Below are 20,415 nucleotides of genomic sequence, written 5' to 3'. Positions count from 1 at the left end.
GATCTGCCACTCGAGTGATCAGATGCGACGCATTTCGGTCGTGATCGGCGAAGGGACCAGCGCGACCCAAGGCACCGCATTGACCTACGCGCGACGCGAGGGTCGCAATCGTGTTGATACGACGGTCTTCGGCTCCGACAGTGTTACGCAGCTCTCGGCGCGACTCACGCCGCCGTCAAGACCTACATTCCCATGGCGGCAACACTTCTTGGCTTGGACGTTCGGTCTCGCGGCGGCGATCGGCGTGTGGGCAGCGATAAGTTCTGGGCGCGGCGCGGGTGCTTTTATGGCAGGATTCCTCAGCCTCTTTGTGACCTGGATCCCCGGTGGCCTCATCGCCCTGCTCACCCAACAAGTGCAGAAGAGCTCGTGGTCGGCGCGGCAAGAAGACTGGGACCGGAGAAACGGGCGACTCCGCGACGCCTATTACTGCGCCCGAGACGACGTAGTCGTCGAGAATGGCGTCAGCTACGCTCCCGAGCGATACCTCGCGCAAGTCTTCGGCCAATCCGCGGCGCAGGTGTGATCAGCGCGTCCAACGACGCGTCTACGCATCCAACAGCGCCCGCCTCTCCTCCAACATCGTGCGTCATCTCGACGCCGTCGCGAACTGGAGGCGATTGCACGGATAACTCGACGCCCGTGAGACGGTCGCTGATCGCGCGGATGTCGGCTCTCATACAGGCGACCATGTCGATGCCTGCAGACGACGGCTACCTCACGCACAATGTGAGGATGTCGGAACCCACGCCGGAGGTTGCATCGCCCCACGCGGAGTTCTTGACCGACCGCACCCAACAGATTGGGGACGAATACTGCTTCTTGTGCGGGAAGCACGTCCCGGTCGGCTCAGCAGATCGCACCCGTGAGCACGTATTTCCGAAGTGGCTGCTCCGTGCACTCGACCTGTGGGATGCATCCGTCAATCACATCGACGGCCGTCCCCTCCGCTACCGCCAACTCACGGTCCCGTGCTGTTCGGTGTGCAACGGCGTGGACTTAAGTGAGATCGAGAGCCGCGTCAAGGTCGCATTCGACGCGGGTCCGGATGCGTTTAGGTCACTCGATCGCCGAGACCTCTTCTTGTGGTTGGGCAAGATCTACTATGGGCTGGTCTACAAGGAGAGTCTGCAGCCGCTGTACGTGCGCGAGGCTGAGGGTCGAAGGCTCGTTCCTGCCGAGCACCTGAGGAGCGTGGCGTTTCATCACTTCTTGCTGCAGGCGGCTTCTGGCGCCGTTCGATGGGAGCCAGCGTTTCCCGGGCCGGCGACGTTCCATTTCTTCGAGTGTCTGGATAGCGATCAGCCACGCAGGCGGTTCGACTATATGGACGACCTATTTGTCCCGATGCTGGGGATCCGTATGGGCCGTATCGGCGTAATCGCAGTTCTGCAGGATTGGGGTCGGTCCGAGGGGGTGCAGCAACCTCACATCGCGGCGGCGAGGAGCTTTGCACTCCACCCGACGCAGTTTCGCGAGGCATATGCGCGACTCGCTTACATGACCGCATCGTCGTGGCGCAACCTCTCACACCCCGTAGTGGCCCGAGATGGCGTCGCGACGGTCATTACGGGATCCCCTGGTGGCTTCGATGGAAGGTGGGAATGGAGGGACTTCGCGCCGCGTCTGGCGGGCGCCTGGGGCGTATGCGTCGAGGCGATCTTTGACGGCGAGACCGGAATGTCGACCATCGGCGGTGGCCAGTCCGCTCCAATACCTGTTGAGTCAATGGACGTGGCGTTTGTGGCGGCGTTCTCCGGACAGCCACTCTGGCCGCACTCCGATATCCCTGTTAGCGCGTGAGCAGCGAGCCGAACTAGTACTACTTCCCGCGTGCCCTTGGGGGGTCCCTCAGCAGGCAACGGTCACAGTATCGGTGCCCATCATCCCGTTGAGGGTCCGCCGAATGATGATCCGCTTGCGGAAGGACCCCGCCACTCGCTGAGGAGCAAGTCTCTGCCCGCCTTCGTCGAGCTGGTGGCTCTAGGGGACAGGCTCGTCCGGTGGCTCATTTCGACCCCACGCTGCGGCTTCTTTAAACCAACCCAAGCTCGATATCTCGTCTACCTCGGCGGCCATGCGCACTTGAATCTGGTGAGTGAACTTGTCAGGCCGATACTGGATGACGTTGCGAAGCATCGGGTCATCGTGCCGACGCCACATGTCGATGACCAGCAAAGCTTTGGTCTTGGTGAGCGGGGTGAGCCAGACGAACTTTCGGGCCAGACCAAAGCTCACTTGAGTCTTCTTGAACTCTTCGATCACGCCGTGATCGAGCGCGAGCACGTGTGCGCGGACAGCGTCGTACACTGGCTCCAGTGGGCCAGGAAACAGGGATTGCGCGTTCATGCCGACCATCGTCGCATCCGCGGATCGCGAGCGGTCTACACGTCTGGAAGCCGGTGGTTGAACGTGCCGCCCCTGGAGCTGTCGACGACGCTCGAGAATCCGGCCAAAACGACGGTTGAAAAGTAGGCCACCCAGACCAGATTGGGTGCGTGATCTCCTTGGAAGATTGGGCGTTGATCAGGCGGCTTGTCGCGGATGGGGTTCCGCAGCGGCAGGTGGCTCGAGATCTCGGTATCGCACGGGATACCGTCGCTGCGGCGGTGAGGTCGGACCGGCCGCCGAGGTATCAGCGGCCGGCGCAGCCGACGTCGTTCTCGCCATTCGAGGCGCGGGTGCGCGCGTTGCTGGCGGAGCATCCGTCGATGCCGGCGACGGTGATCGCGGAGCGAGTTGAGTGGTCGGGGTCGATCACGTGGTTTCGGGAGAACGTGAGACGGCTGCGGCCGGAGCATCGCCCGGTCGACCCGGCGGACCGGCTCACCTGGGCGGCGGGTGATGCGGCGCAGTGTGATCTGTGGTTCCCGCCGCGGAAGATCCCACTCGAGAACGGCACGACCGTGCTGTTGCCAGTGCTGGTGATCGTCGCCGCGCACTCTAGGTTCGTGACGGCCAGGATGATCCCAACCCGGAAGACGGAGGATCTATTGCTCGGGTCATGGGAGCTGATCCAACGGTTGGAGCGCGTTCCGCGGCGCCTGATTTGGGACAACGAGCCCGGGATCGGGCAGAAGGGGCGCCTCGCGCAGGGCGTCGCGTCGTTCGCCGGGACCCTGGCGACGAAGGTGGTGCAGTTGCGGCCCTACGACCCGGAATCGAAGGGGATCGTCGAGCGGCGCAACGGCTGGTTCGAGACCTCGTTCATGCCGGGCCGGACCTTCACGTCTCCAGCAGACTTCAACACCCAACTCGCCGACTGGCTCGAGAAAGCGAACAGCAGGGTCGTTCGCACGATCAAGGCACGTCCCGTCGATCTGATCGGGCACGACCGATCGAGAATGCTGCCCTTGCCGCCGATCCCGTTGCAGCTGGGCTGGCGGGAGCGGGTCCGGCTCGGCCGGGACTATTACGTCCGCCTCGACGCGTCCGACTACTCCGTCGACCCGCAAGCGATCGGACGGATCGTCGATGTCACCGCCGACCTCGACCGGGTGAAAGTCCGCCTGGACGGGCGGATCGTCGCTGACCACGAACGGGTCTGGGCGCGAGGGAGCATCGTCACCGACCCGGCTCATGTTGAGACGGCGCGGCGGTTGCGGCAGCAGTTCCAACAACCCCGCCCCGCCACGGTCGGAGACGACCTGAGCAGGGATCTCGCGGACTACGACCGCGCGTTCGGGATCGAAGGAGTCGCGTGATGGGCGGCAAACAGACCGACGCGGTCAAGCAGATCACCTATCTCGCCGGCGCGCTCAAAGCGCCCCGGATCACCGAAGCCGCGGGCCGGATGGCCGATCAGGCGCGGGATGCGGGCTGGTCGTTCGAGGACTATCTCGCCGCCGTCCTGGAACGGGAAGTGAGCGCCCGCAACGCGTCCGGCGCGGAGCTGCGGATCAAAGCGGCCGGGTTCCCCGCCCGGAAGACGCTCGAGGACTTCGACTGGGACGCCCAACCGACAGCCCGTCAGCAGATCGCCGCGCTCGCCTCGGGCGGGTTCCTCCTCGAAGCGCAGAACGTCGTCCTGCTCGGCCCACCCGGAACCGGGAAGACCCACCTCGCCACCGCGCTCGGGATCGTCGCGGCCCGCCACGGACACCGGGTCCTGTTCGCCACAGCGACCGACTGGGTCACCCGGCTCACCGACGCCCATCGGCAAGGGAACCTGCCCCGCGAGCTCGCCCGGCTCCGCCGTTACGGGCTGATCATCGTCGACGAAGTCGGCTACCTCCCCTTCGAGCAAGACGCCGCGAACCTGTTCTTCCAACTCGTCTCATCCCGCTACGAACACGCCTCACTGGTCCTCACCAGCAACCTGCCGTTCTCCGGCTGGGGCGGCGTCTTCGGAGACCAAGCCGTCGCCGCCGCGATGATCGACCGCATCGTCCACCACGCCGACGTTCTTACCCTCAAAGGCGCCAGCTATCGCCTCCGCGGCCGCGGAATCGACAGCCTCCCCAGCATCAGGACTCAGGATCCGGCAGACTAACAACACGAAACGGTGGCCTATTTTTCGCCCGTCGTTTTGGCCGGGTTCTCAACCGTCGCCGACAGGAGCGGACTGTCGTGTCGTTGGGAGGTCAGGCCGTCGGGGTGCTCGACTCCCAGGCGAGGCCTGTTCGGGTGGCCTCTTCGTTGAGCAGGTGCGGAATGGGCTCCGCATCTTCGGCGGCTCATGACAAGGTGATAAGGCTCATCGTCAACACGTCGATGATGCATCCTCGTTTCGCGTAGGCCTCCGCGATCCGGCGCCAGGCGGACGGACTGAACTCCAGACCCGCCCTTAGCCGGTCGACGTCCGGGCGAGGCTGCTACTCGGATTCGTCCGATGGCGAGATGATCGCCTCGGGCGTCATCGCTCGAGTCCGACGTATCCTGCCGACAGCCCAGGCGACCACGACGAAGGATGCGACTGCGAGGGACGCCGCGAGGAGAAGCGTTGGCCCGGTCCTTCCGTCGGAGAGCGCGCCGACCGCAAGCCAGACTGCAACGAGGAAACCCGATGAAGCGAGGCCCAGGACGATCGCGGCGCCGGTGTATCGCACCGTGACACTCTGCCCGGCCGTGGGGAACTACGTAAAGGGGCGCGCGAACGCCGGTCGTTCACCGAACCGGAGCAGGCGGATGACCCGGCGGTGCGGCGGAGCCTGCTTTATGCGCTGCACGCTCCCCGCGCGAGCTGGTTGCTCTACGCGGGCGATGCGCGATCCCGCTGATGTAGCCGGGCCGGAGTTGAGGTAGCGCGGTAGAGGATTACGCGGGCGTGGCGAGTCTTCTGTTGTGGAGGGCGATGAGCGCGGTTCCCGGAGCGAATCCCGCGAGGACTACCGCCACGGACCAGTAGCCCAGCGTCGCCGTGAACATGAAGACACCGACCAACAGGAAGAACACACCCAGCACCCGCATCCAGATGGAACGCCTAGGGCTTTCGTCAGGCTTGGTCCAGTACGGTACTTGACGCCCAGCGTTCGCAAGGTTCACGATTCGGGAGGACCACGTCAGCAGCCCGGCACCGATGAGGACGCTGAGCCAGCCGACAATCTCCATTGGCCGATTCCACCAGTCGGATGCGATGCAGTCAACGTGGGCATCGCGTCTCGTTTCCGCGGATGAGACCGCAAGCCGGTCCATCAGCTATGACCAACCTCGACGAGCTGGCGCAGTGGAAGACCGAGGCTCGGCCGACATTCGAACCGATCACAGGGCCCATTCCAACCGACGATTGAGCGTGACAGGCGCGCCCGCAATCGGTCGCCATCTGAGGCACACCTCACGGAGAGGCAGACAGGCTTGAGACCGAAATCCGTTGTGATCTGAAGACGTCAGAGTTTCGGAACGACGGGCTTCGGAACCGGGCGCTCGGGGTTCACCTGCACCTTCGACAGAGACCAATGTTTCATAGCGATCGTGGTCGCCCGGTGAGCAAGAGACACGACGCTTACGGCGTTACCCGTCTTGACGGACAGCACGCCGCTGAGAATGTCGCCCTTCTCGCTCGTCTGAGTGAACTGGAGCACGTTGATCCCACGGGTGACCGACGGGTGGGAGAGCCCGCTGCATAGACGCCACACCGTGGGCAATCCGTGATGCTCAATGCTCATAGCTTCGCCCGCGACGGTCACAATCTCTTCCCGGCCGGGCCGCGTGTTCTCGTACTCGGTGCGGGCGATCCCGTTTGCATGCGCGATAGCCCGCATGTATGCATTCGCCTTCTTGCGGCTTTTGGCATCCTTTCGTAGCGCCGCCTGCTCCTCAGACTTGGAGAACGACGAGGCTGCGCTCTTGGTCAACTCCGTCTCGTGGGACAACTCATTGTGTTCGAACTGGAGACGCCGGACGACCCGCGTGCGGCGATCGGGTGGGGCCATGACCCACATCGCAGTCGCCGCACACTCAATCACGGCGCGCGCGAGCGTGAAGAGGCTCATGATCGGGAGCGTGATCCCGCCGGCCTCGTCGCGGACTACCCGAACGATGGAGCGACAGGTGTCGACGGCCTGAAGGAGGCAGTAACTGGCGAAGTGGCCGATCTCCAGGGGGTGTGTCGCCATGTCGTCCGCGGCGAGCACCGAGTTCGCGCCCAACGCCACCGGATAAACCCGCTCGTGCTCATTGACCAGCTCGGCCAGGCGCAGCAACACGTGGTGGAGCAGTTCGACCGCCTCGTGATCCGTCTCGGTGATGGATTCATTTGCGGAGGCGCCAGACATGACGCCACCCTAGCCACACATCGAAACGCAATTCAGTGGGCGCCCCACTTCGGTCGTCGCGCGAGCACTTTTTGAGCGAGAAGTCCTCTCGCGATTCGCATAGCGGTCTGCATGGCCGGCGTCGCAGCGCGAGGACGGTAAGTTTGGCGGGTTGGCGTCTCGCCGTCCCCTTTAGTTGAGCCACTACAGGAGCGCATACCGTGAAGATCTTCGGAGTCGTACTGATAACCGTGGGTGCCCTGTTTGCAGTTGCAGCCTCCGGGGTCTTAGCACTTATCGGTATGGCGGGGACTCCTCTCACCATTCCGAATGTAGGTCTGATCTATTTCGTCATCTTCTGGAACCTGCTCGTTCTCGCCACAGGCCTCGTTTTCTACCTCGTCGCTCGGCGTCGTTCCGGCTCGAGGACACGCGTCGCCTGATTCCGGCAGAGTAGTCCAGCCGTGACACGGGCATTCGTACTCGCCCTCAAGCGGCCCACGTGCGGGCACCCAAGGAAGGGCGTCCTGCGGATCGGTGTGGAACGGTCATCCGACGTCGACGAGGGTGGACCAGGCGATGTCGATCACGCACAGTCCCTCGTCGGTCTCGCGGTAAAAGACGTCACCCGGGTACGTGGACCCGGGTGACAAACCCTCGGGAAGGCCCTCGAGATTGATGCTCCATTGGGGATCGAGTGCCGCCTGTTTCTCCCAATAGTCGGCCACGAAGTGTTCCGGCTCGCCAGCCGACAGGCCGACCCAATCCGTCGCCTCGCCGAGGTCCGCGACGGACTCGTCGCAGATGAGGCCCGACGCCTCGCCCGTGGACATATCGTCGACGAGCTCTTCGGTCGTCTGAATCACTCGGGCACCGTCTGGCCCCCAGATCACCGAGTCAATCGAGCATCCGGACAACGTGGCCGAAAGCGCAACGACGGTAAACCCGACCATGGCGGCACGCAAAGCTCCCATCCGGCGAATCTACCGATAGCCAGATCCATAGCGGGTCGCACTCAGGACGGCCGCCGTGGGGCCGGAAAGTTGGCGGGCAACGCGGATGGCAGCGGCCCCCGGCTGGCCAATGACGACCGTCATCCTCGGTGAGTCGCCGCCCGGCTGGTCGGGAAAGAGAACCGGGACGATCTGCTCATCAAAGATATGCTGCGCGGCGTCATCCGGGAGCGCTCGGTCGCTCATTCCCGCGAACCCTGGAGCTCGGTTGTTCTGGCTTCGACTCTCGCGAGAAGCTGGTTGAATCGCGCGCGGTCGAAACCAGCCTCGAGCAAGTCGTGCCGGAGGCGCCTGCTCTCATCTATGGCGGCATCGGTCTCTAGCGCACCGCTACGGGTGAGATCGAGCAGAAGCGCGACGAGATATCCCACTGCCTCGCGGGCGAGATCGAACACCTCACAGTCGTTCGTTCGCCACACCGACGGTTCGATGGTCATCGAGCCTCCTGCCGGGAGTCTACAGAGCCGCCGGGGGGCGATCGAGGCGCTTGGCAACGAGGCGACCGCTTAGGCCCTCGCGAGGTGGCCGCTGGCGCTGAAGTTGCCCTATGGGGCGAACGCAGGCCCGGCCGCGATGTGTCAGCCAGATGCAAGTTTCGTCGCTTGCCGTCTACCACTAGCAACACCGCGGTGCATGGATCGTCGGCCCGCGCTCGGTTGACTGACGGGCGAGCTTGACGATCCGGCACGACACCGTCACGAGGATCCCGGCGTCGGCGAACTCAGCAACGAGCTGGCACGTCAGATTGGCAGCCACCCGGGTTTCAGGCGCGCTTGCGACAGATACGCCTCCGCGCGGCGGAGCAACTCGTTCTCATGCTCGAGAAGCCTGATCCCTTTCATCAGCTCGCGCGCCTGAGCCATCTCAGCTCGGCGCGGCCGTTGTGCCGTCGGTCGCGAGACCTTTCACTAGGTCCTTCCATGCGTCGCCGACAGCATCGAGCTCGATGGAATTAGGGTGCAACGGCGTGGTGCTGTTGAAGACATTTCCCAGCGTGAAGTTCAGGCCACCAAGAGTGAAACGAACCGCGGTGTCGACGAAGAAGTTCGAAGAACTTAGGGCGTTGATGGCGGCCGCTCTTGCGTTCGCTTGGCTCGAGCCGAAACGCTCGTGGTAGAAGGTCTGATAGCGCCACAAATCTGAAGACGCGATACCTGTCCTGACTTCCCGGACTGCATCGTCGAGACGGCGGTCTGCGCTGTCGGACATTCGTCCGCCGATGAGGTAGCCGTCGATGTCCCCGATGAGGTCATCGAAACTGAATGAGCCCTGGGTCGACTGATTCGCATCTCGAACGCCGAGGCGGGATTTGAACCAGTTGTATGTGGTCGCGTACGACGCCGGCCGAGCGTTCTTGTGGATGTCTGCGAAGTCTCGCCACAGGGTCGCGAGGTCAAGCGCCCAGCCGCCCAAGTCCGCTACGGTCGCGGCCGCGAAAGAGCTGGGTCCGGGTCGACCCCAATTCATGTAGCCCCGTGCCGTCACCGCGAGGTGCGACGTGCCAACAGTCGTGCCGTTGACGACGGTGAAGTTCGGCAAGAAAGCCGCGTCGGCGTCCCACGATTCTCTACTGGTCGCCCAGGTTGGGAAATTGTCGTAGAAGTATCTCGAGGGAGACGAAACAGGTCCAGGTGGGCCAGCGTTATAAGCGAGGAATTGAGTTTCAAGGTACGCGGCGTTCTTGCGCTGTATGTAATACAGGACCGCGTCTGCTTGGCGTCGAGCGGACTCGACGGGCCCCGTGGTTTCGGCAAGGACCGTATCGTGCGTGACCATCCAATAGAACGCGTCATAGGCGCCTCCCACGACAGGTGTGGCCTCTACGTCGAACTGAGCAGCAGGAGATGCCCGCACCGACTGCACATTCTTGTCGATCTCTAAGCCCGTGCCGGGAAGCGTGAGGTTTTGGATCTGGTCATACGACCATGAGGGCGGAAGCGCGTACCCGAGGTTGCCACTCCAGCCCCAAGACATCGACGCGACGAACGCCTCTGTAGCGAGACCGGCGTTGATCACGCGCGCGCAGACGTTGCGCGTACCGTAAATGCCGACTTTGTATGGCACCCGCGTTCTTTCCAGCCCAGCTTTCAGACCCTGGAAGAACGGGATGATGTTGGAGGTGATGCCATCGTCCGTCGCGTCGTAGTCGACGGCGAAGAAGACAGTTGTTCCCCCCTTGAAACCCAGTTGCCTGAGTCGACGCGTTGCCTGGAGGGCGTGATCCTCACCTTTGGTGAAGCTGAAGTGCTGCGGCAACGTGTTTGCTTCCTGCATGATGGGAAAGGTGGCCAATCCGGCCTGATGGATACGCTGGATCTCTCCCGGAACGTAGCGCTTCGTTGCCACTGTGAGGTACCGCCCGACGGTGCGATATCCGGCGTTGTATAGCGCGGCGCAATGCGGGGCGGTCAGCTGAGTGGCCATGTCGCTAGCGATGCCGGGACGGGTCTCGTCGCCGGTGCTGATGAGTAGCGATGCCCAGGTGCGGTAGTCGCCGGCACCGTGAACTGCAAGCTCGGCATAACTCTGGAAGGACTCGGTTTCGGTCCTGGTGGCTGTGCTGAAATTGCCGGTGAACGGAGCGGGTCGATTATTGAACCTCAGCGCCCCTTGGAACAGTCGCACCCAGTTCTTCTCGTAGTCGTTGCTTCCGAAGGCCACCCCGGCCTGGTTCTGAAGGCCGGACTTCGTGCCGGAGCCGAAGTTGCCATTAGCGACGCCGTCCGCCATGTTCAACTCGTACTGGATGGCATACATCAGGCCCTGCTGCGTATTCCGCGAGAAGAGTCCGTCGCACGGCAGGAGCGGAAAATCTCGCCGATGACTGTACTTGCCGTTCAGCCACTGCTGTACGGCGCGTTTGGTCGCGTCCCCGCCCGGAAGCAACGTGTACGCGTCCATCGACATCAGGCTCCGGAGCACCTTCGGGCTGATGGACGGCAATGCAGTCAGACCCATCGCGGCCGTGACATTCATGACGGAGCTCTGCAGACTCGGATCGAAAACACCCCATGTCCAGCCACCCGAATACCCCTTGCACCACAAGGCGCCTTGCGCGAGGTGAATCAAGTTCATGTTTGTGGTGGTAGAACTCAGAGAGCCGAACTGAGTTGTGAGGGCTGAGAGCGTTCCGGCGCCGAAGTTGTCAGCCAACGTTGTGATGCCGAGTTCAATCTGGAGTCCTCGGATCAATCCGAAGATCGTGCCCCAGCCGGTGAAACCGTCAACCGTCACGGTGTTCCACTGCGGGTGGTTACCGTAGGTGACGTTCAACCAAGACTGCGTCTCGAGAACCTTCGGATCGGACATCAGCGCGATCCTCCTAGGGTGGACGCGTTCGTGAGGGAGGAACCCGACGCGGTTACCGGTGCGACGGAGTACTTGCCGGTATCGCGCGCCGACTGACGGCTCGCGTCGTCGAACTGGGTGCTGACTTGTGGGACGTGTGTAAGCCAGTAAGAGGAAGGGACAACCGCTCCTTCCTGGCCAGAGGTGAACTGGACTGTCAGCTTCTCGCCTGCGGGCAGAGGGGCGACCAGGGCGATGGGGTAGTGCGACAGGTCCCCGTCCACGCGGAGCGGCTGGATTGCGAGGGAATCGTCCGAGTCGGAAATCAGGAGTGGTCTGATTGTCCGAGGCACCCGAGCGAGCACCACGGTGCCGACGGGCACCGGACTGGGACCGACGCTCACGATGCTCACCGACGCAGGGTACGAATACCCTCCGACCACGTCCCACACCACTCGCAGTTCGGCGCCCCACGCGGTCGCGCCTACCTCAGTCCGGCGGCCGAGCTCTTCAGAGTTGCCAGCCCGGACGACCGTTCCCACCGGGGCGGCGATGTTGTCCGAGGGAAACAGGCTCCGCACCGATGCTTGGGGGTAGAGCACGTGCTTGCCTCGGGGCAACGGGATGCTCACCGTGCCCGCGCCGCGCCTCGCCTCCTGGAGCGTCAGACCCTTTCCGCTGTCGACTGCAATTGACGCCTGCAGATCGAAGAGGCGTTCGTCGAACGAGATGCCGAGGTCTCCTGACTGCGTGATGGTGGCCTCGATGGAGAGGGGGAAATCCAGCTCGATCGTCGATGACCAATCGCTGCTGAAGCATCGTGCGGTGAGGGCGCCCTCGATGGTGAGCTCGTTTACAGCGAGCTCACCGTCCACCGGTGAGGCGATCCGGCCGGCCTGGGCGGTGGCTATGTCCGCTGGTCCGAGGGACGCATACAAGAGAGCGGCTCCTGATCCAGTTCCGAAGAGGAACGACCTGCGGCTCACCGAAGTCGGCCGTGCTGCTTGGGGATTCGTCATGTTTCGCCCGCCCATCTGTCCACCTGAAGTGCGACCGTCGGTCTCTTCTTCCACGTCCCGCTCGTAGATGGCGGGTCGGCTCGCACCGGATTCTTATCAGAGATGGGATGGCCGAGTGGCCCTACGGATTTCATCGCGTGGTGGCTCACGATGCCGAAATCGCGCCTACCCGCAGGTCTCGGAAACCGCGTTCGGAAGCGGAATGCGAACGTCTGGCCCGGTCGCCACATCACGATTCGCGTTGTCATCGACACTCCTGCCGTACCAGACGATGAGTTCCGTCTCGTCGAGGTCGGCAGAGTAATTGCCATCCGCGAAAGGACGATAAGAGTCGTCGGTGAGGGTCAGGCCGACGGCGCGCGCGACAGGCCCATCGAGCAGCCAAACGGTGCCAACACCGCCGAATTGCTCTTCCACGAGGACTGGCGACAAGCAGCCTGCAACGACCACGCGAGTCACATCGGAGCTCGCAAAAAGCAACCCGACAAGACCCGCAACTCCGGATGCAACGACGAGGATCATCCCGGTCACCAGTAAGGCCAATCGAGCGAGAATCGATCTCGGCTGGATCACGAAGGTGGCAGCCCCGAGGCCCAGCAGACCTGTCGAGGTCAGCCAAGGCGCTGCCCAGAGCAGGAGGTAGCCGCTCACCACAAACGAGGCATCTCCTGGGGGCAGAAGGCCGAGAAATGCGCCTAGGCCGAGGGCGGATAGACCAACGGGGAGTGCCACACGAACGACCCGACGACGTCCGGCCGCCATCCCGTGAGAGGGTCTCGATTGTGGTTCTGCGCTCATCTTCGCTCCTTGCCGGTGTTGGCAGTCAGGTGGTCACCTTACGATCCGTCTGACGACGTCGCCTGGGAGAGCCCAGACTCGCGCGGTGGGGCCCGTGGAGCTCGGACGCGACGCTGCCTCTAATGACTGGGAGGAATCATCTGAATGGACTAGCCGCTGTCCAGTTTCTTCCGGTCTGGTCGCGCCGCGTGCCGCCTCGCCTCCGCGTCCATGTGCAGGGAGGGAGGAGCGCTATGAGATCGCAGGAGGCGACGGCTGCCGGAGAGCGCGTGCGTTTTCCGGCAGCCGGCACTCACTCAAGCCACACAAGCGCTGGTGGACATGGCGCTGTAGCAGGCCCCCAGGCTGAACGCGCTGCCAAAGGCTTCGGTTCGCTCGCTTTCACGCTGCTCCAGTGCCTGCAACGAAAGCAGATACCCCATATGTGTCACCTCCTCGCAACGGTTCGGCCCCAGATAAGGGCAGCGATAGTTCCGAGGGGAGCGGAAGGAAGGGCAAAGCAGCTCGCCTTGACCAGCCGGAACGTGCTGCGACGAGGGTGTGTAGAACGCCCGCGGCTCCTGTCGCTAGGTCACCTGACCGTCGAAGCAAGCCACGCCCTGCGAAACCCGTACCTGCGGGTCCTGCGATGGCGTGCAGGTCCAGCCGTTCGAGATGGCGTCGCAGCGCGCGGCGGTCAGCGTCGCTAGCCAGCCCTCGTTGGTCGAGACCGGACAAGTAATGGATGAAACCGGCGCGTCCCTGGATCAGCCCGGCCTCGTAGACAAGCTCAGAATGCGTAGCGCGCGTGAGAGCGGCCAGGTGCCCGCGAAGAGGGCTCGTCGGGTGTCGATCGAGTAGCTGAACGAGTACGTGTCCGATACCCGCCGATCCCGCACCTAGGTACGGGAACATTCGCCAGCCTTCGTTGACCTGCAGTGACCCGTCTGCGGTGAAGGCACAAAGTCGGATGTCGGCACGGACCCCGTCTTCGGCTAGGTGGATGAACGTCCGATCACCGGTCTTGTCGAATAGGTGCAGGAAGAATAGGGCGATACCACTCGCGCCCCGCATGAGCCCCGCGGTGCCTGTGGGAACCGATGTCTTGGTGTCCGAACTCCAAGATGCCGTATGGCGCCGCAGCCGAACAGCGATCTTCAACGCTTCCTCGAGTAGCTGCGGGCGGGTGTCGGAGAGTTGGAGATATGCCAGCCCTATGCCGGCCAGCCCTCCATAGAGGTGCGGTGGGTCGCCGAGGTCGGTCCCGAGCGTTCGCGCGAGTGCCTCGTCCGATGCGTCCTGCCGTCCCAGATGACCGAACGCCACAGCGGCGCCGGCCAGTCCATCCATTAGACCTGGTCCAGCCGCCCTTGCCGTTCGTGTTGATTGGACAGCCCAATCAACGAGGTCTTCGGGCGTGCGCGCGCCAGCGTCATGGAGTGCCATAAGCGGACCGAGTGCGCCGTGTGCGAGAGCGAATGACGGCTGGTCGAATTGGATGGGATCGCCAGGCCATAACCGGTCCTTCCGGTCAGGTGTTGCGTCAGCGAGAAGTTGAGTTTGAAGCCGCTTAATGCGCGCGTCGATGTCTTGCGATGCGCTCACATCGATGAGTTCGGAGGTGCCAGGAGCGATGTCCTTCAGGACATCATTCGCCCACTCATCTGGAAGGTCGAAGCGCCTCTGAGCCCAGCGAACAAGCTCAGGCGCCTTCGAGCGATCCGCGTTAATCAGAGGAGTGAGGGGGACGAAAAGGAACAGTTTTATGCAGCCAAGGGCGTACCTGTCCAGGGAAGTGCCCCGCCTCGGTTGGTTCGGGGTGAAGCCCGGCGCTCCGATTAAGGCGGCCGCATTGTCTGCCGCAGGGCGGGCCATCTCGAAGTCGATGAGCACTACGTCGCATTCACCACGCATCAAGAAGTTGCCGGGATGCAGGTCACCGTGGGTGTACCCCGCCTCATGTAGGTCGGCCACCACCGCATCCAGGCGACGGCACACGTTGAGGGCCCAGTCCCGGTAGCTGCGCTCAGAGGCTTCGTCGCTGTCGGCGCGGGCGAGAGGGTGTCGTGACACGACCTCGGTAGAGAGCGGCCGGCCAGGGACCCGTTCGGTCACGAGATAACGATGTCCGTGCACTTCAAAGGACCGGACTGCCCGCACCACACTGGGGTTGTCCAAGGATTGAAGCACGCGCGCTTCCTGTGTGATGCGGGTGATCGCATCTCGGCCGTCCGGGGTGAGGCCGGCAAAGGGGCGCGCTTCCTTGACGACCACCGTTCGTCCGCCGTCGACCGCCTCGTAAACGCCACCGGCGTTCGAAAAGTGCAAGGCCTTAGTGACGGTGGGGAACCCCGGTGGCACGGTCGTGTCCCTGCTGGCCTCGAGGAGAGGAGACAGGAGGTCGGGGACTGTGACCCATGAAGGTAGCCCGAACGCAGTCCCGCGCAGGTCCGGCACCAATGAGCCGTCTGGGTGTCGGATTGCGGGAAGCCGCTCGCCGTCGACTTCGGTGAAAAGCGGAAGAAAACCGCCGTATCTGACAAAGACCGGTCCCTGGTGCCAGTGCAGGTCAGACAAGATGTGAGGGCCGTCGTACCGCGCCGTCATCTTGCCGAGGTCGCGCAACGCGCACTGCAGCTGTTCCGGGGACGTCGGGTAGATCGTGACGAATTTTCCGGATGCCGTGCGGTCGGCGTCCTTCGCGTTGACTGCCTCAAGCACCTGATGGTCCTGCAGGTGCTTGAACGCGAGGCGATTCTCGTGGCAGTACACCGCGGCGACGTCCAACACACGGGCGGCGGAATTGGCCGTCGAGCTCAAGTGGATCTTCCACCCTTGCTCGGGAAGAACGTGAGCCGGTGGCAGCCAGTAGGACCAATGCCCGTCACCCGAGCTTTGCCAGCGGTCCCAGTCGAGATGCGACGGGACGACGAACCGCGGTGCGGCTCCGACGCGAAGTCGTCGCGGGTCGTCGTAGAACTCGCTGTCGGCGAGCGTAAAGCGCGGATGAATCGGGTCCACGGATTGCCCCCACACGTGGCTACTTCACGCCGTCAGATGGCGGCGTGAGGACATCGTGCACGGCTGGGGGACGACGGTGAGACCGAATTCTTGCTCACGACCGCACCATCGACCGGTGCCAAAGTCGGCGTCCGTCAGAACTCGAGCGCTCAAGAGACCGAGTCCAGAGGCGGGAGAAGGGTCGCGGGCGGTTGACGCCGCGAACCCTGAGGTCGAACTCGCGTACTCATCCAATCGGACGACTGTCAGCGCGTCTTGTCAGAGTTCATTCATTTGGATGACTGGCTGAAGTCCGTTTGGATGACGGGCTGAAGTCGTCGATGCTGTTTCGCACGCCCCAAAGCGCCAACTGCGTTCGGTCGCCGGCCCCGACTTTCCGCATCGCCGATTGGATATGCGAGCGGACGGTGTTCACCGAGACACCGAGTTGCGCTGCAATCTCGTCGTTGGTGGTTACGCCGCTCGTCAGGACGACGATTACGCGTCGCTCAGACGGGCTCAGAAGCTCCTTCACGGGGCTCTGCGTTCGAACGTCGTGACGTCGCGCGAGCTCTCTCAATACAGGCGCGGTGACTCGGGGACTCATGACAGCGTCGCCGCGATGCGCTGCTCGGATCGCTTCGAGGAGTTGATAAGTGTCGTGGGATTTCAAGAGATAACCGTTGGCGCCCGACTCCAGAGCCCGCAGCACATGCGCGTCCGCGCTATGGCTTGTGAGGACGACCACGCCGACCTTCCGGTCCTCGGCGCTCGTGAGGATCCGGGTGGCGTCAACGCCATTTACGCCTGGCATCTCCAAGTCCATGAGGACGACGTCGGCCCGTTCGGCCCGCGCGGCTAGCACTGCGTCGCGTCCTGTTGCTGCCTCGCCGACGACCATGATGCCCTCCGCCTGCTCTAGGCGCAGTCGAAGGCCCTTACGGAACGACCGGTTGTCATCGGCGATGAGGACACGAATGCGGGGCCGTCGCTCAGTCAACGTCATTCACCCATCTAGGTCGGGGAACGGAATGTCTATTCGAGTGCGCCAACCTCCCTGGTCGAGGGCAGCTGCATGCAGTGTGCCATCCACGAGCTGGAGCTTGCTGCGGAGGCCATCCAGCCCCCATCCGAGGCCGAGTCGTTCCTGGCAACGCCGAGTCGTCGAGCCCGCGGAGTTCGTCACAGCGACCTCCAGCCGATCGCTGCGTACGACGACGTCCACCTGAACTATGGAGCCGGGAGAGTGCTTCGCTGCGTTGGCGAGCGCTTCTTGCATCCCCCGGTAGGCGATGCTCGAGACCACTGCGGGCAGGTCGGCGACGCCACCGACGCTCTGCAGCCTCACCGTCATCCCCCTCCGGCTCCAGAAAGCAATCAGATCGTCGACGTTGCGCAGATCCGGAGTCACCGAGATCGTCTGACCGTCGACTGCTCGGAGATCTCCGATGGCGCCGTACAAGCTGGCCGCAGCAAACCGGCCCTCAGCGCGCACCTCTTCTAGTAGTTGCAGCGCGCGGTCGGGCTGCTCAGGGGCGAGGGTGAGGGACGCGTCGCATAACGAAATGAGCCCGGCAACGTGCTGCGCTGCGACGTCGTGCAACTCTTGCGCGATCCGCGCGCGTTCGATGTCTCGCGCTTCGGCCAGTCGGGCCTCCTGCTCGCGAGCGAGGCGCGCTGCCTCAAGGCGGGCGTCGGTGGTCAGGCGAGCGTGGGTGGCCCAAAGCAGTCCAAGCGCGGTCGCACCCCCAGCGGGGACAGCAAAACCCAACCCTTGATCGATAGCGAAGCCGGACACGATCCCAAGAGGCGCGCCCGTAGACAGGATCCAGAACGCAAGCACGACGACCGTGATGATGATCGCCGCTGTGAGCCAGCTCAGAGCGACGGCTGGTCGGGCTTGACTAGCCAGCGCGAATAGGGCAATGGCGACGACGAGCTGCATGGACGGGGTCCAGTTCGGCGCGCCGACCGCTAGGGCGAACGCAAGATAGCAAGTTAGCGCGCCGAGCATCGCGGCGACCGGGTACCTAGACAGCGCCAGAAGGCAAGCGGCTTGCAAGGCGCACGTGGCCACCGCGATGAAGACGACCAGGAGTAGGGGGAGAGGGTGATCCCAAACGGCGCCGCGCATAGTGCCGATGAGTGGATTCCCAAGGACCTGCACTGTTGTCGCTACGAAGACGATGACAGCGAATAGCGGAGCGCTCATCAGGACTCTCACGTTGTCTGACGGCAGCTTTGACCTTGCCGGCACGGTGGCGGGAGTCGCCTCTCGCGCGGAGGGAGTAACGATGGTCATCAGCCCGCTCTCGTTCCTGATGTTTCATGCTCTCATGCGCCCGATGAGCTGCCTCGCGTGAACGAATATTCCTTCGCGGTGGCCCGCTGTAACTCCCGCCTCGCGCCTCTCTTGAGGCGCATACCGCGAGCGTTGTCCGTGGCATCCTTGTGGCTCCCAGAACGAAGGAAGCGAGTGGGATTCAGTGGTTGTCAATGACGGTGTTGATAAACGCGGTGCCGGTGACCATGTCTCTAGCGATCCCTCGTTTCGCGGTCCGCTTGGCTGTGACTGCTCGGTTGCGGTCGCCCTGGAACCGGCCAACGTATCGCCAGCCGCCGCCGTCAGGAATGTTGCCGAGCTTCTTCACATCGACATAGACCAGCGAGCCCCGATGCGCGTGTTCGTAGCGGTGTGCGGGTTCATCAGGTGCGGACGTCGACGTGGCTGAGCCGGTCGATCCGGCATCGGGTCAGGCTGGCGTGGGCGGTCGAGGCGGCATGCCCAGCCGCACGCCGACCCCGACCGGACGGAGCCGCTTTGGCAGGGCAGGAGGGGCTTGAGGGCTCGACTAGGAGCCAAATAGCTTCAGCGGCGCCGGGCGCGGGTCAGCGCCAGACGAATTGAGTTCGCCACTGTCCTTTTCTATGTCCTGCATCTCCCCGCGGAAGACGCGGGCAGACTGCCTCAAACTCTTTGCCAATGCCGGTAGCGTGGCAGCGCCAAATACAACGAGTATGACGGCGAGCACAATGTGCAGGTGGAAACCGTTGAGGTTGCTGAGCACAGACACTCCTCGAGTCTGTTTGTCGGGGCAAGGTGGCACGGAGATACTCGAGACGGCTTGTCCTCGTGGCTGGGGCCGCATGCTGCAGGGGCAATGAGCGAGGCGACTGTCCGTGTGAGTTCCCCCTACGTGACCTCTGAGGAGAGATGGTTCGCCGCTCATCCCGCCGACAACGCACTTTCAAGCCAGCGCAGGGTCCCAGCGCAGGGTCGATGTCCAGTCGGCGCCGCTATAGGGTGACAGGTTGGCGAACTCGAACCAAGTGCCGAGCTGAACCGTCTGCGCCGTCGTGAAATGCGCGAGCTGAGTAAAGCCCGGTGTAACTCCCCACGTCTTTGAGAGCACTCCGGTCCCGAGCTGCTGTCCGGCTGAGTTTCGCAAAGTCACACGCATGGTGCACGTCGACCACCTGTAGTCACCAGACGTCACGTCAGTTAGCCGCATCTGAACAGGGCCCTTGAGCGTACGCCACGTTCCCCACCACTGGAAGCCGTTAACGCCTTGCGCCTGCCCCGCCGCGGGATACGCGAATGACCATGCCATGTGGTTCCCTCCTATATGGACTCTCTACGGCGCGACATCTCGTCGCGTCTTGCTGGGTTGTTATATGCCTGATACCGCTTCTTCCGGGCGGGTGAGTCGGAACGTGATGCGAGGCCGAATGACGGATCGAGAGGTCCGCTACGCGGCAACGAGGCTCAGCAACGCTGTGAAGTCGCTGGCGACCGCTCCGCGTGCAGTCATTTCGCCGGCGCGCGCTGGGCGAATACCTTCCGTGACGAACAGATTGTCGATGTCCTCCATCACGGCACGACGCGTGGGGGAGTCATGGCCCGCTTCGAGGATGTCCAGGAGTTGACGGGCGCTCTGGTGATCGCCCTGCTCGTGCGCGTTCCACGCCGCGATGGCGACGGCCCGCTGCCAGGACAGAAACGCCTCTGCTCGCCCGCAACCGCGTTCCCAGTGCACGCCCGGCCCAGGGTCTCTCCACTCGGATTCGGGCGGGAAACCCCACCCATTTGGGAGCGGCAGCGGGAACGTCAGGACTGCGTGCCGATACTCGGCCTTTACGCCTTCGAAGTCCAGAGGAGCATCACGACTGCTTGTTCTCGCAGCCCCGGCCGTGGCCAGCTGCACGTCAGCCGCCGCCCGAGACGTCGGGAGCAGGCTCCCGGCCAGTACGACAGAACCGGCAGCGGCGACCTGCAACAACGCCCGCCGCGAAAGCCTCGGTCGATCAGCGTCGAACATTAGAAATCCCCCCGGATAGAGCGCGCATGGCGTGTCCTCCCCGCACTGTGGCAGGTCTGGAAGTGATAGTTCGCGGATTGAGGCGGCGCCGTCATGATGATTCCCGGTCTGACCGGGCATTCCCTAGGAGAATGGCGGACCTAGGGAATCTCAGAAGTTCGTTCAAATGAATGACTTTCAAAGCTGGTATCGCTTCGCGATCGTTTGTCTTGCTGAACGCCTCGGCGCGTCGCTCGTGGCCGCCGAATGCGCGGTTTGAGTGCGGCCATGCGGCCACTCCCGTGCCGCGATCGCGAACGTCTCAAAT

Annotated in this window: 19 protein-coding genes and 1 pseudogene; 4 read left to right on the top strand and 16 right to left on the bottom strand. The window is 63.4% G+C overall.

Annotation, left to right across the window (positions count from 1 at the left end):
- Nucleotides 1-22: 22 nt before the first annotated feature.
- Nucleotides 23-526 (top strand): hypothetical protein, encoded by a 504-nt coding sequence (locus tag E4K62_RS10940; protein WP_240742667.1) that lies wholly within the window; start codon nt 23-25, stop codon nt 524-526.
- 209 nt (nt 527-735) lie between these two features.
- Complete coding sequence (locus E4K62_RS10935) at nt 736-1,803, top strand: hypothetical protein (RefSeq protein ID WP_135067372.1); 1,068 nt, start codon at nt 736-738, stop codon at nt 1,801-1,803.
- 180 nt (nt 1,804-1,983) lie between these two features.
- Here E4K62_RS10935 and E4K62_RS10930 read toward each other — a convergent pair whose 3' ends face one another.
- Nucleotides 1,984-2,358, bottom strand: a complete 375-nt coding sequence (locus E4K62_RS10930; protein WP_135067370.1) for a DUF5655 domain-containing protein — start codon at nt 2,356-2,358, stop codon at nt 1,984-1,986.
- 140 nt (nt 2,359-2,498) lie between these two features.
- Between E4K62_RS10930 and istA the strand changes: the two genes are divergently transcribed.
- Together istA and istB are read left to right on the top strand one after the other, a co-directional pair.
- On the top strand, nt 2,499-3,704 hold the full coding sequence (istA, locus tag E4K62_RS10925; protein ID WP_135067339.1) for an IS21 family transposase: 1,206 nt from the start codon (nt 2,499-2,501) through the stop codon (nt 3,702-3,704).
- Nucleotides 3,704-4,492 carry an IS21-like element helper ATPase IstB gene (gene istB, locus E4K62_RS10920; protein WP_135067337.1) on the top strand — a complete coding sequence of 263 codons (789 nt, stop codon included), beginning with the start codon at nt 3,704-3,706 and terminating at the stop codon, nt 4,490-4,492. Before istA ends, istB begins: the two co-directional genes overlap by 1 nt.
- Nucleotides 4,493-5,256: 764 nt before the next feature.
- Here istB and E4K62_RS10915 read toward each other — a convergent pair.
- The 15 genes and pseudogenes from E4K62_RS10915 to E4K62_RS10850 form a co-directional block, all read right to left on the bottom strand.
- Complete coding sequence (locus tag E4K62_RS10915; RefSeq protein WP_135067369.1) at nt 5,257-5,550, bottom strand: hypothetical protein; 294 nt, start codon at nt 5,548-5,550, stop codon at nt 5,257-5,259.
- 275 nt (nt 5,551-5,825) lie between these two features.
- Nucleotides 5,826-6,713: a hypothetical protein gene (locus E4K62_RS10910; protein ID WP_135067367.1), complete on the bottom strand. Its 888-nt coding sequence runs from the start codon at nt 6,711-6,713 to the stop codon at nt 5,826-5,828.
- 527 nt (nt 6,714-7,240) lie between these two features.
- Nucleotides 7,241-7,666 carry a hypothetical protein gene (locus E4K62_RS10905; RefSeq protein ID WP_240742666.1) on the bottom strand — a complete coding sequence of 142 codons (426 nt, stop codon included), beginning with the start codon at nt 7,664-7,666 and terminating at the stop codon, nt 7,241-7,243.
- Nucleotides 7,667-7,887: 221 nt separating this feature from the next.
- Nucleotides 7,888-8,142 carry a hypothetical protein gene (locus tag E4K62_RS10900; RefSeq protein ID WP_135067365.1) on the bottom strand — a complete coding sequence of 85 codons (255 nt, stop codon included), beginning with the start codon at nt 8,140-8,142 and terminating at the stop codon, nt 7,888-7,890.
- A gap of 427 nt (nt 8,143-8,569) precedes the next feature.
- Nucleotides 8,570-11,014 (bottom strand): glycoside hydrolase domain-containing protein, encoded by a 2,445-nt coding sequence (locus tag E4K62_RS10895; protein ID WP_135067363.1) that lies wholly within the window; start codon nt 11,012-11,014, stop codon nt 8,570-8,572.
- Nucleotides 11,014-12,066, bottom strand: a complete 1,053-nt coding sequence (locus E4K62_RS10890; protein ID WP_135067361.1) for a hypothetical protein — start codon at nt 12,064-12,066, stop codon at nt 11,014-11,016. The genes E4K62_RS10895 and E4K62_RS10890 overlap by 1 nt, the downstream gene beginning before the upstream one ends.
- Before the next feature lie 111 nt (nt 12,067-12,177).
- Nucleotides 12,178-12,663, bottom strand: a complete 486-nt coding sequence (locus tag E4K62_RS10885) for a hypothetical protein (protein ID WP_135067359.1) — start codon at nt 12,661-12,663, stop codon at nt 12,178-12,180.
- A gap of 443 nt (nt 12,664-13,106) precedes the next feature.
- A complete protein-coding gene (locus E4K62_RS19055) occupies nt 13,107-13,232 on the bottom strand; it encodes a SapB/AmfS family lanthipeptide (RefSeq protein WP_374108167.1) in 126 nt (41 codons plus the stop codon).
- Nucleotides 13,192-15,810: a class III lanthionine synthetase LanKC gene (gene lanKC / locus E4K62_RS10880; RefSeq protein WP_135067357.1), complete on the bottom strand. Its 2,619-nt coding sequence runs from the start codon at nt 15,808-15,810 to the stop codon at nt 13,192-13,194. Before lanKC ends, E4K62_RS19055 begins: the two co-directional genes overlap by 41 nt.
- A 265-nt stretch (nt 15,811-16,075) precedes the next feature.
- On the bottom strand, nt 16,076-16,795 hold the full coding sequence (locus tag E4K62_RS10875; RefSeq protein ID WP_135067355.1) for a response regulator transcription factor: 720 nt from the start codon (nt 16,793-16,795) through the stop codon (nt 16,076-16,078).
- Nucleotides 16,796-18,001, bottom strand: coding sequence for a sensor histidine kinase (locus tag E4K62_RS10870; protein WP_167747776.1), 1,206 nt, complete (start codon nt 17,999-18,001; stop codon nt 16,796-16,798). It abuts the gene before it with no gap.
- Nucleotides 18,002-18,275: 274 nt separating this feature from the next.
- A pseudogene (locus E4K62_RS18895) lies at nt 18,276-18,570 on the bottom strand (IS481 family transposase); the annotation flags it as partial.
- 71 nt (nt 18,571-18,641) lie between these two features.
- Complete coding sequence (locus tag E4K62_RS10860; RefSeq protein ID WP_167747775.1) at nt 18,642-18,857, bottom strand: twin-arginine translocase TatA/TatE family subunit; 216 nt, start codon at nt 18,855-18,857, stop codon at nt 18,642-18,644.
- Between the two features lie 180 nt (nt 18,858-19,037).
- Entirely contained in the window at nt 19,038-19,400 is a 363-nt protein-coding gene (locus tag E4K62_RS10855; protein ID WP_135067349.1) for a hypothetical protein, read from the bottom strand.
- A gap of 138 nt (nt 19,401-19,538) precedes the next feature.
- Nucleotides 19,539-19,826 (bottom strand): hypothetical protein, encoded by a 288-nt coding sequence (locus tag E4K62_RS10850; RefSeq protein WP_135067347.1) that lies wholly within the window; start codon nt 19,824-19,826, stop codon nt 19,539-19,541.
- Between the last annotated feature and the right edge of the window lie 589 nt (nt 19,827-20,415).

It is taken from the genome of Microbacterium wangchenii, assembly GCF_004564355.1.
Lineage (GTDB): Bacteria > Actinomycetota > Actinomycetes > Actinomycetales > Microbacteriaceae > Microbacterium > Microbacterium wangchenii.
The sequence above is the reverse complement of the archived record's forward strand: the minus strand, read 5'-3'. Positions and strand labels throughout refer to the sequence as shown.

Bases quoted from the DNA above. Each gene is read 5' to 3' on its own strand.
- E4K62_RS10940 (WP_240742667.1), top strand. From the start codon at position 23: ATGCGACGCATTTCGGTCGTGATCGGCGAAGGGACCAGCGCGACCCAA.
- E4K62_RS10935 (WP_135067372.1), top strand. From the start codon at position 736: ATGTCGGAACCCACGCCGGAGGTTGCATCGCCCCACGCGGAGTTCTTG.
- E4K62_RS10930 (WP_135067370.1), bottom strand. From the start codon at position 2,358: ATGGTCGGCATGAACGCGCAATCCCTGTTTCCTGGCCCACTGGAGCCA.
- istB (WP_135067337.1), top strand. From the start codon at position 3,704: ATGGGCGGCAAACAGACCGACGCGGTCAAGCAGATCACCTATCTCGCC.
- E4K62_RS10915 (WP_135067369.1), bottom strand. From the start codon at position 5,550: ATGGAGATTGTCGGCTGGCTCAGCGTCCTCATCGGTGCCGGGCTGCTG.
- E4K62_RS10910 (WP_135067367.1), bottom strand. From the start codon at position 6,713: ATGTCTGGCGCCTCCGCAAATGAATCCATCACCGAGACGGATCACGAG.
- E4K62_RS10905 (WP_240742666.1), bottom strand. From the start codon at position 7,666: ATGGGAGCTTTGCGTGCCGCCATGGTCGGGTTTACCGTCGTTGCGCTT.
- E4K62_RS10900 (WP_135067365.1), bottom strand. From the start codon at position 8,142: ATGACCATCGAACCGTCGGTGTGGCGAACGAACGACTGTGAGGTGTTC.
- E4K62_RS10895 (WP_135067363.1), bottom strand. From the start codon at position 11,014: ATGTCCGATCCGAAGGTTCTCGAGACGCAGTCTTGGTTGAACGTCACC.
- E4K62_RS19055 (WP_374108167.1), bottom strand. From the start codon at position 13,232: ATGGGGTATCTGCTTTCGTTGCAGGCACTGGAGCAGCGTGAAAGCGAG.
- E4K62_RS10875 (WP_135067355.1), bottom strand. From the start codon at position 16,795: ATGACGTTGACTGAGCGACGGCCCCGCATTCGTGTCCTCATCGCCGAT.
- E4K62_RS10870 (WP_167747776.1), bottom strand. From the start codon at position 18,001: ATGAGCGCTCCGCTATTCGCTGTCATCGTCTTCGTAGCGACAACAGTG.
- E4K62_RS10855 (WP_135067349.1), bottom strand. From the start codon at position 19,400: ATGGCATGGTCATTCGCGTATCCCGCGGCGGGGCAGGCGCAAGGCGTT.